Origin of the sequence: Caldivirga sp. UBA161, assembly GCF_002506515.1 — an archaeon.
Taxonomy (GTDB): Archaea; Thermoproteota; Thermoprotei; order Thermoproteales; family Thermocladiaceae; genus Caldivirga.
Genome location: NZ_DAXS01000007.1, coordinates 38653 through 49056, shown reverse-complemented (window position 1 = coordinate 49056; position 10404 = coordinate 38653). Strand labels below are relative to the sequence as shown.

Here is a 10404-nt window from a genome sequence, read left to right as displayed (position 1 = left end):
TTAAGGTTTCGCAATTATGTTTAGGTACGTGGCATCTTCCCCCTTCTAGGGTTAGGGATGAGTATGGTGTTTATAAGGTTGATGAGGATGAGGCTGTTAGGGTAATTAAGAGGGCTATTGATTTAGGCATTAATTTCATTGATACAGCTAACGTATATCATGGGACAATGTCTGGGCCAGACTACATTCATGCAGGTAATGCAGAGAAGATACTTGGTAAGGCAATAAAGGGCTATGATAGGGAGTCCTTAGTCATTGCAACCAAGGTTAGATTCAGGATGGCTCCTTGGCCTAATGGTGAGGGCTTATCTAGNNGTGGCAGATTAAGGAATCACTAAGTAGAATGGGAATAAGCTACGTGGATATATACTTAATGCATAGGCCAGACCCATCCACACCAATTGAAGAAACCCTAGATACTTTAAAGGACCTGGTTACTCAGGGTCTTGTTAATTATATTGGTGAAAGTTACTTCCACCCAGAGGACATAGAGTATATTGTGAACTACTCAAGGCAAATTCACTTACCATTCATAGCCATGCAGGAGCCATATAACCTCATTGAGAGGGATATTGAGAAGGATAAGGTACCATTAGCCAGTAGATACGGTTTAGGCATAATGGCCTACATTCCTTTAGCCCAGGGAGTATTAACAGGAAAGTACCTTAATGGTATACCTGAAATGTCCAGGGCAAGTTACATCGATGAAATACGGTGGAGGTACTTAACTCCAGAAACGTTAAAGGCAATGAGGGAGTTCCATGAGTTGGCAAGGGAATTAGGGGTTACTGATGCTCAATTAGCGTTAGCATGGATTTTAAGGAAGTCGGAGGAAATGGGGGTTACTATAATTCCAATAATAGGTGCCACAAGTGTGGCTCAACTTGAGGATGATGTGGGAAGCATTAATGTTAAGTTAAGTAGTGACGTGATGAAGAGGTTAGATGAAGTTTCTAAGATGGCTAAGATTAATTGGGAGGTTAAGTACGAGAGGATAATTAAATTAACCCAATGATCTCCTCGCCTAGGGATTGGGGGTTGTTGGGGGAGTCTTATGTGATAGCCTCCTAGTGAATGTTTAATGTTGTGTTTACTGGTGTATTAAATGGTTCTACTGTTCTTGGGATCATGAAATTCACCCACACTGGCAACTGGGGCAGGAATATGCGTATTCACACGAGAATAATTGGGTTAAAAGAAATTAAGGAGAAGGAAAGTATGTACGCTCATTTTGAAGACAACACAATCCCTAAAAGTGAGGCCTTTAGTGTTTGAGTAATGCTCCATTACTTAGTAATTTAAAATATAATAATTAGGGTCATGCCGGGTTCAATTCATCATGCCCTCAGAAGCACCCCTACTCACTAATCACCACTGGTGTTGAATATCAGTATTTTTATTAATTACTCGCTTCAATAATGACTTTAAGTAACCCTGGTATTTTATTAGAAGGGGCATAATTTACGTTAATTTAAAATACCTATAGGGTATTTTTCACCATTACCTCTTTATCTCAACTTTAGCTGGTTTAATCTCTATTATTTGCCCAGCCGCCACGGTTCTACCCATGTCTCTAAGTGAGAACCTACCCAGTGCAGGTAGGTCTGAGAACCTTTCAACAACAACTGGCTTAAGTGGCTTAAGCCTAACCATTGCTACGTCGCCTCTCTTTATGAATTGAGGCTTCTGCTCAACAGTTTGCCCAGTGGCCGGATCTAGCCTTGATATTAACTCTATTATTTGGGTTGGTACAGTTGCCGTGTGTACGTGCATTACGGGGGTGTACCCTACACCTATTGTGGTTGGATGCTCTAGGACTGCTATTCTCGCCACTATCTCCTCAGCAACTGTTGGTGGATTGTTCAAATGGCCAGCTACATCACCTCTCTTTAGGTCCTGCCTCTCAAAGCCCCTAACGTTAATACCCACGTTGTCACCTGCCTTAGCCTCCTCAAGCTTCATATGGTGGGTTTCAATACTCCTCACGTCACCAACCTTAGCTGGTGGTAAGACAACAACTGTGTCGCCAACCTTAACCACACCTGACTCAACTCTACCAGTTATCACAGTACCAGCGCCTGTTATTGAGAATACATCCTGGATGGGTAACCTAAGCGGCTTATCAATTGGCCTTGGTGGTGGTTCAATTAAGTCAAGAGCCTCCAGTAGGACTGGACCATTGTACCAAGGCATGTTGCTGCTCTTAGCCTTAATGTTATCGCCCTTTACTGCACTTACAGGTATGAAGGGTACTTTATTAACATCGTACCTAAGTATCTTGAGTATCTTAGTTAACTCACTCTTTATTTGTTCATACCTCTTCTGATCATAATTAACAACATCCATCTTATTAACTGCAACTATCAGGTTCCTTATACCAAGTGTCCAAGCTAGGAATAGGTGCTCCCTTGTTTGCCCCTGTGGACCAATACCAGCCTCAAATTCACCTGGCCTTGCTGAAACAACTAATAGAGCTGCATCAGCCTGGCTTGCACCAACTATCATGTTCTTCACGAAGTCCCTATGGCCAGGTAGGTCTATTATCGTGAAGAAGTACTTCGGCGTCTCGAAGCCTATGTGCATGGCCTCAATGGTGACACCCCTCTCCCTTTCTTCCTTAAGCCTATCGGTTATCCAAGCATATACGAAGTCCTCCTTACCTAGCTTCTTAGCCTCGGATTCAAGCTCGGCGAATGCCTTCTCATCAACATAACCTGTTTCAAGCAGTAGCCTACCTGTTAATGTTGACTTACCATGATCCACATGCCCTATTATAGCTAGGTTTAGGTGAGGCTTCTTCAATGCACTCTCAGTAGGGTTCTTTATTATGCTCATCAATAGAAGCCATTAATCTACTCTTTAAAAATTTAACTGAATAGGCCCTTAATACATATGCTTAAACCGTAAGCTCCCACTCATAACTCTAATAATACTTCACTGAAAACCGGCCCATTTATCATTTCTTAACTAGTAAGGGCTACTAACTCTAAGTACTTAATTTAGCTGCCTATTATTAATGGGCGGCCATTAAGGCTCAGGTTGAATTAACGACTTAACGTAGCTTATTAGCCTACTTTTAAATGCCTTATAGGTGAATAACATTGAATGTTCCTTAACCCTCATACTGTACACATTAAATAACTCCTCATTACTTAGCAGCCTAATTATCGACTCAACAGCCTCATTATTGCTTAAGTACCCTAACCCAAATTCACCATACTTAACTATGTCACTCCATAAGCCACCTGACTTATGAACAACAGGCACTGCCCCAGCATACTGGGCCTCAGCTGCAACAAGGCCGAAATGCTCATTAACTGCAGTGTGGAGTAGTACCTTGGCCCTACATAAGTAGTCCCACTTAGCTTCCTCACTGGCATCAAGTATGAATTCAACATGCTTAGCCTGCTCCTTAACACGCCTAAAGTACTCCTGATTGTAGGGTAGCCCAATAATGTAGAATGAGGCCTTAGGGTAATAAGCATAGGTGGTTTCCATTATTTTAATTGCATCTGTAATTCTCTTATCAGGAGCTATTCTACCCACGGTAACCACTATGTCCTCCTTACCCGATGAACTGCATTGATGCGGCATTACTGGAGGGTAAAGCACACCACTTAGCCTTGGCCTATAGGGTAATTGATTAAGAGTCCACTTTGAGTTAGCTAGAAGTAGCCTAGGCCCTAAGATGGGTAACGCTATTCTATTAAACTCTAGGAAAACCCTCCTCCTAAGCCTGTAGGGTGGCATGTATGTTCCTGGGTTATTTAAGTAACCTATATCGAATGGCCAAAGCATAACATGGTAAACCGTGTTTATTGTTAAATCATACCCTAAACTCATTATGCCTGTTATAATGTTTCTAATTAATCCACGTATAGGTAATTTAGGATCATATTCAAATGCACTCACTATCCTCCGGGCTGGTATATCACTTATCCTGCGGTCTATCCCTCCATTGAAGAGTAGAATAATATCCACAGTGAATCCGCTTTCATTAAGAGCCTTAACCATAGCGTATGTTACCAACTCCTGCCCACCCCACCTACTTAAGGTATCATAGGCTACTGCTACATGCACTGATCACCTACTGCACTGGTGGTATTAAGCATTAATAATCATAGAAGGCTCTGGCTTAAATCCATGGCCTAAAGGGATTAACATACTTCGCATTATATTGAGCCTCAATTAATTATTAAATAATGTTTTTTAACCAGTTTATTAGATAGCTTATTACTTACCATGAAGAGTGTTAAGATTCTTAGGGTTAAGAGTGTGGGGGATTTTTACATTATTGAGGATGAATTATCTAGGCTGCTTCTTAGTGATAAGAAGCCCCTTGATCCAGATAAAATAGACCCAATAGAATTGGCTTACTTAATATACGCTGGTGATTTTAAGGTTTACGTTAATGGAAAGCAAGTCTCAATAAGTGATGTACTTCATTCAGGTGATTTAGAAAGGTTCGTGGTTTACCTGGACCTGAGGAATAGGGGATTATATGTTAAGCCTGTTAGGGATGGTAAAATAGATATGCTTGTTTGGGATAAGAAGAAGAATGCTCTCTCATCAAATCCCCAATATATGATTAAGATACTTGATGAGGGTAGGGGGATTAAAACAACGGAATTACTTGAATTAACTGATTACGCTGAAAGGAATAGGATGAAGCTGATACTAGCCCTATTGAGCTCAGAGGGGACATTAACCTACTATAGGGCATTCACAATAGAGCCTACTCAAAGAGATGCGGAATGGTTAAGGGTGAGGCAGGTTGGTGAGCTTAAGGGACCTTGAGCAGGTAATAGATGCATCAAGGACTAGGAGAATTAAGGTTCTAGTGAAGTTTAGGGGGATTAAGAACTTCATTATGATTGATGGTGAAATCAAGGCAATTAACATGGAGGGTTTAAAGATACCTTGGAGTAGGGCCTTCCAGAAGCCGCCACATGTGGTGCTTGATACGTATCATGTAGAGAGGATAGATGTGATATGTGGTGATAAGGTTGTTGCATCATATAGCAGCTTTAATGACTTGGTTAAATCATTAAATAGGCTTGAGTGCTAGTTTAATAGGGAATACTAATGCTGGTGCATAGTACGGAAACGCTTATATATAGGGGGCTGGGGCTGAGGACACATGGTCATGCTTGATGTCTTATCTAACGCGTTGATAAGCATAAAGAATGCGGAGTCCAGGGGTGATAGGCAGGTTATTATTTGGCCGTCTTCGAAGCTAATTGGTAATGTGCTAAGGGTTATGCAGAGGTATGGTTATGTTGGTGAATTTGAGTATGTTTACGATGGGAGAGGTGGTAAGTACGTTGTTCAATTACTAGGTAAGATAAATGATATTGGCGCCATTAAGCCCAGGTTCCATGTTAAGGTTAATGAACTGCAGAAGTGGGAGGAGAAGTACCTACCGGCTAGGCAAGTGGGTATACTAATATTAACAACATCTAAGGGAGTGATATCCCACTTGGAGGCTAGGGAAAATAAGGTTGGGGGTATTTTAGTAGCTTACGTTTACTGATTAATTGAAGCCTCCTTACTAATACCCATTATCACTAGGTTTGATCCATCATTAGGGCACTTTTCCTCCTCAACCTTACCAACATAGTCACCTGGCCTAAATTCCCTAACCTTAACGTAACCACATGTTGGGCATTTAAGGGTTGTGTACTCGCTTATTCTTCGGGAAACCGTTGATGCCATGATATTTCTCAAGTCCTTTGATGTAACGTAAAATAACGTTACTGCAATTGCAATGGTTACCAGTATTGGGATTACCACAGTGTATAAGTCAATGTTAATTAGCATTAATGGTCACTGGGCAACACCAATTGTATTGCCAACACCCACTATTATGACTTCATCATTGGGATCCGAGTAGGAGTCAATTACCTTACCTAGTCTTTCAATAACCTTATTAACAGCCTCATCAATGGGCTTTGTCATTGCATTGAGGGCCTCAGGCATGCTCATCTTTATTAAAATAGCGTAAATAGGCGTATTATACTTAGTTGCAATTGACTCTATGTTAAACTTCTCAACACCAATACCACCCATAGCCACACCAAGCCCCTCAGCTATTGACCCACTCTCCTCACCCTCCAGCTTTAAGGCAGCATCAATCGTTATCATTAGCCTTGGCCTAGCATTAATGTTCTCATAAATGTACTTAATAGCATCATCCAAGTGGCCCACTGTCCCACCTGGTCCTTCAGCCTTAACTAAGTATATTTTCCTACCCTTAAAGTTACATGAGGCTATGTAAGTATCCTTAACTGAATCACCCATTGGCTCCAGGTTACTGCATAGGTTCTTAAACCTAAAGATGGTTAATGGCCCTGCTGAATCACCAATAGGCTGCCCTTTCAGGAATGCTGGCACTGAACCATTTAATGCATCAATCTCCTCCTTTAATAATGGTAATATTGCTGCCAATTGAATAAGCAGGTAATAGCTCTTGTACTTCATTGCCAACCTGTAGTAATGATCAATAACCTTATATATGAAATTCAACTCCCTCAACACATCAACAACATTAGTGAAATTCTGGATAATGGGCCTACTATTACTTATGGCAGGTATGAGCCTTGAGACGTCCTTCTCAAGCCTATCATTATATGAGTTTATGAGGGCCTTATACTTCCTAACTAAACCCTCGGGTTCCATGCTAGTTGGTTCTATTATAACCATTTCCATTAAATCCCTTATCCTACTTTCTATTAGCCTTTTATCCTCATTAACCCTATTTGCTATGAAGTCTAATACCTGCGTAATATTGCTATTCATTGAGATCCTTAACCTATTTAAGAAGCCACTGACCTGTGACTGGTACCTCCATAGTTGGAATGTTTCATAAAACCATGGGAAGACTCCGAACCATAGTATTAAGAGGATAATATTGTATAGTATGTATTGTTGAGTACTCTGGCTACTCACTGGTGTTACTTGAAACACTTGAAGTATGCCTAAGGCAGTCAACGTATACACCACACTCTAAGGACGTAGTGGGGTAATTAAACGTTTTCACAGTATTTAAGCAAGTACCCTTCATGAATTAGGGACTTGATTTTTAAATTGTTTTCCACTTTGGTTAAAACTTTAGTGCATTATTTTTATAGGGTATAAAATTAAGCTATAGTGGTGAAGGATATTAGGGGGGTTAGGAGCACTAAGATAGCTAAGGAGGATTACTTAATGGCTATTAAAGTGTTTAATGACTTCTATGGGGAGGCATCATTAACATTAATAGCTAATGAACTTGGTGTAACCCCTGCCACAGCCCATAAGGTAATAGAACATTTAGAGAACGAGAATTACGTTGTTAAATTAAGTAGAGGCGTGTATTCACTAACCAATAGTGGCGATGAAATAGCTAGTAAAATGCTTAGTAAACATAGGATTCTTGAAATATTCTTAGGTATACTGGGCTTCAACATACTTGAGGTTCACATATATGCCCATGAATTAGAGCACGCTAATGATGCTGTAATTGACCGAATATACAATATGCTCGGTAGGCCCATGACATGCCCCCATGGCAACCCAATAACCGGTAAACCAGAGGGAATAAGGCTATCTAGGTCTTATCCAGGTAACGTAATTATAACTAATGTGGCTGAATCAAAAAATGTATTGAATTTCTTAATTCAACATAAGTTAAGTATTAATGATAAGCTAACAGTTGTAAGGAGGAGGAGGGGTAACGTAACTATTGAAGTTAATGGTAGGCAAATAATTGTGGATGAATCCATAGCCTCAGGGATAATGGTGGCTGAGGTAAAATAACATTACCTTAAGGATTAAGTGAACATTAATAAATTAAACATAGGGGGTGCCCAGGTGCAGTGCAATGATGAGCTAATTAATGCGTTGGAAGGCTTACTTAAGTTAATGTGCAATGGAGTTGGCATTAATGACGCATTGAAGGAGATTTTAACTAATGTTAAGAATAAGCAATGCAGCAGCATGGTAAAAGATACTATAGGTAGGATATTAAGGGGTGAAGTTAATGCGTTAAGTGAACCATTATTAAACAATTACCTACTTTACTTTAAACCAAAGGCAAGTAGTGAAATTAAGAGTATTTTACCTATAATCCTCACCATGGTTAATGAAGGTAAGATTAATGAGGCCTTAGGTTACCTAATGGGTAATATATGTAATTTACCAGATTATGATAGGGTGTACATCATTGACTTAGCTAGGTTAATAACGCTGGCTAAGCATGATAAGAATATTATCGATTATATTAAATGTAGGATTAACCTAATACTCCGCACATCACTTACCTAATTCAGGCGCCTTACTGGTTAAGACTGCTGCAAGTGCATTAGCCTGAGACTGAGCCTTAACCAGTATGAGGCCTATTGATTCAGCAGTGGGTATGTTGGCATTTAACGCTAGGTTACGTGCCTCAACCACCGCCCTACCTATTAACACACTTATCGTTTCTGGAATTAGTAATGCAGAGTTGACGGCAAGGTTAAACGCCCATGATGCAGCCTGCTTAAACATATCCTCATAAGCCTTAACGTCTATAGCTAACTCCTCACCCTTAATTATGTACTTAGCGTTCAGTAATACTGCCTTAACCTTAAGCGATTCATAAACAGGCTTAACGTTAATTAACCTAAGCAAATCAGCTAACTCAGGGGTGACTGTATCACCAGGCTTAGCAACTTGAGTATCCCTGGCAACCCATATTTTACCATCCCTAATCTGTGTTGGTATCTTAAGCTTACTGAACCTACTTAACACAGGACCTGGATTAATGCCAGTGTTACCTGCTGGGACAATTATATCGGATTGAAGTACGTCACCAGGCTTAGCGTATCTCCTAACTGAATTATCTACAATAATACGGTAAAGGTCAAAGGGATTCTTATTAGTGAATATGAAGCCATTCTCACCACTCAAATACTTCTCAACCTCAGTGTTAACTGAATCACCATAAACCCTCCTTAAGGCTATTATGAATAGTTTATTTCTAAAGATCTTAACAACACCATACTCCCTTAAAACCCTCCTGTATTGGTGAAGCATTGATGCGGGTAACCCCCTTAAGTCAAATATCATTATTACACTATACTTCTTGATTAATTCCTCAAGCTCCTTAAGCGCCTTAACCTTCCACTCTGGATACGGCTTAACCCTAACATATCTCTGCTGCTCAGCTGAAGTACTAGCCATCATTCACACTCTGAAGGATTATTATTAAAACTTTACTGCGACTTAGGTTAGTTAATTCCATATAGTTAAATATGCGTCATCACATTAGTAGCGAATTAGGGTTAATTAAGTTGAAAGGTAAATTTAACTTCTATGAAACCTATTGCTGTTGAGCAGCCTCCTGAATTACCTTAACCGCCTCCTTTTGAGGCTTTGCCTCAGGCTTCTTTGGATATTCAAGCACCTTAATCTTAATGACTTCAACCTTCCTAAGTGGATATATCCTCTTGGCTACATTAAATAAATCCACCTGCATCTTACCCATTATTGAATCCCTGATCAATGAATCAAAGTCCATTTCCTGACTTAACTTATCTAACCTATCCATTATTGACCTCCTTATTAAATGCTTATGAGTCCTAGTACACCTATACGTGGTTATTGCTAAAATCTCCATCCTTAATCTCCCACCATCCTTGGTTGTTACATCCTTAATTACCATTACCTTACTTGAACCTCTCCTAACAAGATTCCTAACATAATCCCTTGTTAACTCCATTCCATTAAATTGAGTTAAGGCCCTATCACCATCAACACCACTAACCCTGAACCTCAGCTTAACGTTAATGTGTGATAAATCCTTAGTTAAGTCATATAGCGTCGTCTCAACATTCCTACCTATAGCCTTAGAGGGTTCATCAACTGGAATCTCAACTATAGCCTGAGCCCCTAAGAATGCTGGTGTATAGACGGTTAGCCATTTCTTAAACGCCCACTTCCCCAATGGTATCCTCTGCTGTGTAGCCGCTTGTTGAGCTTGAGCCATCATTTAACCTACATAGTCTTAGTTTAAAAACTTTACCATAAGGGCATTACTGCTCCTTCTCAATAGTTATTTTCCCTCCCTGTATCTTAACGTAAACGTACTCGCCAACATCCATCTTCCCACCCAACTCATCCATCTCCTCCTCAGTCAGCATTAACGTTACCCTAGGTATCGGTACCTTACCGCCAATCATTTGGCCAAGCATTGGTATTGACCTAAAGATATTCTGCATCATTTCCAGCATATCCCTACTCAATGCTGATGACTCACCGGAACCAGTAGCCACTAATCCAGGGTTCTCCCTCTCCTCAACAATATCGATCTTAAACATCTTCCCACCGAAGGGATCCATTATCAGTGTTTTGCTAACCACGTAGCCTTTGAATCCAGCCATAGTT

General features: G+C 40.3%; 12 protein-coding genes and 1 pseudogene. 6 read left to right on the top strand and 7 right to left on the bottom strand.

Annotation, left to right across the window (positions count from 1 at the left end):
- A pseudogene (locus BP896_RS01120) lies at window positions 1-1015 on the top strand (aldo/keto reductase); the annotation flags it as partial.
- A gap of 485 nt (window positions 1016-1500) precedes the next feature.
- On the opposite strand, the gene tuf reads toward BP896_RS01120, so the two are convergent.
- Both tuf and BP896_RS01110 read right to left on the bottom strand, forming a co-directional pair.
- Window positions 1501-2838, bottom strand: a complete 1338-nt coding sequence (gene tuf, locus BP896_RS01115; protein WP_291764783.1) for a translation elongation factor EF-1 subunit alpha — start codon at window positions 2836-2838, stop codon at window positions 1501-1503.
- A 189-nt stretch (window positions 2839-3027) separates the two neighbouring features.
- Window positions 3028-4080, bottom strand: a complete 1053-nt coding sequence (locus BP896_RS01110) for a glycosyltransferase family 4 protein (RefSeq protein WP_291764781.1) — start codon at window positions 4078-4080, stop codon at window positions 3028-3030.
- Between the two features lie 162 nt (window positions 4081-4242).
- Between BP896_RS01110 and BP896_RS01105 the strand changes: the two genes are divergently transcribed.
- The 3 genes from BP896_RS01105 (at window position 4243) to BP896_RS01095 (ending at window position 5533) form a co-directional block, all read left to right on the top strand.
- Window positions 4243-4797 carry a hypothetical protein gene (locus tag BP896_RS01105; protein WP_291764779.1) on the top strand — a complete coding sequence of 185 codons (555 nt, stop codon included), beginning with the start codon at window positions 4243-4245 and terminating at the stop codon, window positions 4795-4797.
- The gene (locus BP896_RS01100) at window positions 4778-5068 is read left to right on the top strand and encodes a hypothetical protein (protein ID WP_291764777.1); all 291 of its coding nucleotides are present in this window, start codon (window positions 4778-4780) and stop codon (window positions 5066-5068) included. Before BP896_RS01105 ends, BP896_RS01100 begins: the two co-directional genes overlap by 20 nt.
- Window positions 5069-5140: 72 nt before the next feature.
- Window positions 5141-5533 (top strand): 30S ribosomal protein S8, encoded by a 393-nt coding sequence (locus BP896_RS01095; RefSeq protein WP_291764774.1) that lies wholly within the window; start codon window positions 5141-5143, stop codon window positions 5531-5533.
- Here the strand turns inward: BP896_RS01095 and BP896_RS01090 are convergent.
- Window positions 5527-5820 (bottom strand): hypothetical protein, encoded by a 294-nt coding sequence (locus BP896_RS01090; protein WP_291764773.1) that lies wholly within the window; start codon window positions 5818-5820, stop codon window positions 5527-5529. The genes BP896_RS01095 and BP896_RS01090 overlap by 7 nt on opposite strands.
- A 6-nt stretch (window positions 5821-5826) precedes the next feature.
- Window positions 5827-7002: a DUF1512 domain-containing protein gene (locus BP896_RS01085; protein ID WP_291764772.1), complete on the bottom strand. Its 1176-nt coding sequence runs from the start codon at window positions 7000-7002 to the stop codon at window positions 5827-5829.
- A gap of 147 nt (window positions 7003-7149) precedes the next feature.
- Between BP896_RS01085 and BP896_RS01080 the strand changes: the two genes are divergently transcribed.
- Window positions 7150-7797, top strand: a complete 648-nt coding sequence (locus BP896_RS01080) for a metal-dependent transcriptional regulator (protein ID WP_291764770.1) — start codon at window positions 7150-7152, stop codon at window positions 7795-7797.
- Window positions 7798-7851: 54 nt separating this feature from the next.
- Window positions 7852-8304: a hypothetical protein gene (locus BP896_RS01075; RefSeq protein WP_291764768.1), complete on the top strand. Its 453-nt coding sequence runs from the start codon at window positions 7852-7854 to the stop codon at window positions 8302-8304.
- Here BP896_RS01075 and BP896_RS01070 read toward each other — a convergent pair.
- The 3 genes from BP896_RS01070 to BP896_RS01060 form a co-directional block, all read right to left on the bottom strand.
- Window positions 8293-9204, bottom strand: coding sequence for a 50S ribosomal protein L10 (locus tag BP896_RS01070; protein WP_291764767.1), 912 nt, complete (start codon window positions 9202-9204; stop codon window positions 8293-8295). The genes BP896_RS01075 and BP896_RS01070 overlap by 12 nt on opposite strands.
- A 136-nt stretch (window positions 9205-9340) precedes the next feature.
- Window positions 9341-10009 carry a 30S ribosomal protein S3ae gene (locus BP896_RS01065; RefSeq protein ID WP_291764766.1) on the bottom strand — a complete coding sequence of 223 codons (669 nt, stop codon included), beginning with the start codon at window positions 10007-10009 and terminating at the stop codon, window positions 9341-9343.
- Between the two features lie 43 nt (window positions 10010-10052).
- Complete coding sequence (locus BP896_RS01060) at window positions 10053-10400, bottom strand: arcadin 1 (protein WP_291764765.1); 348 nt, start codon at window positions 10398-10400, stop codon at window positions 10053-10055.
- Window positions 10401-10404 lie beyond the last annotated feature (4 nt).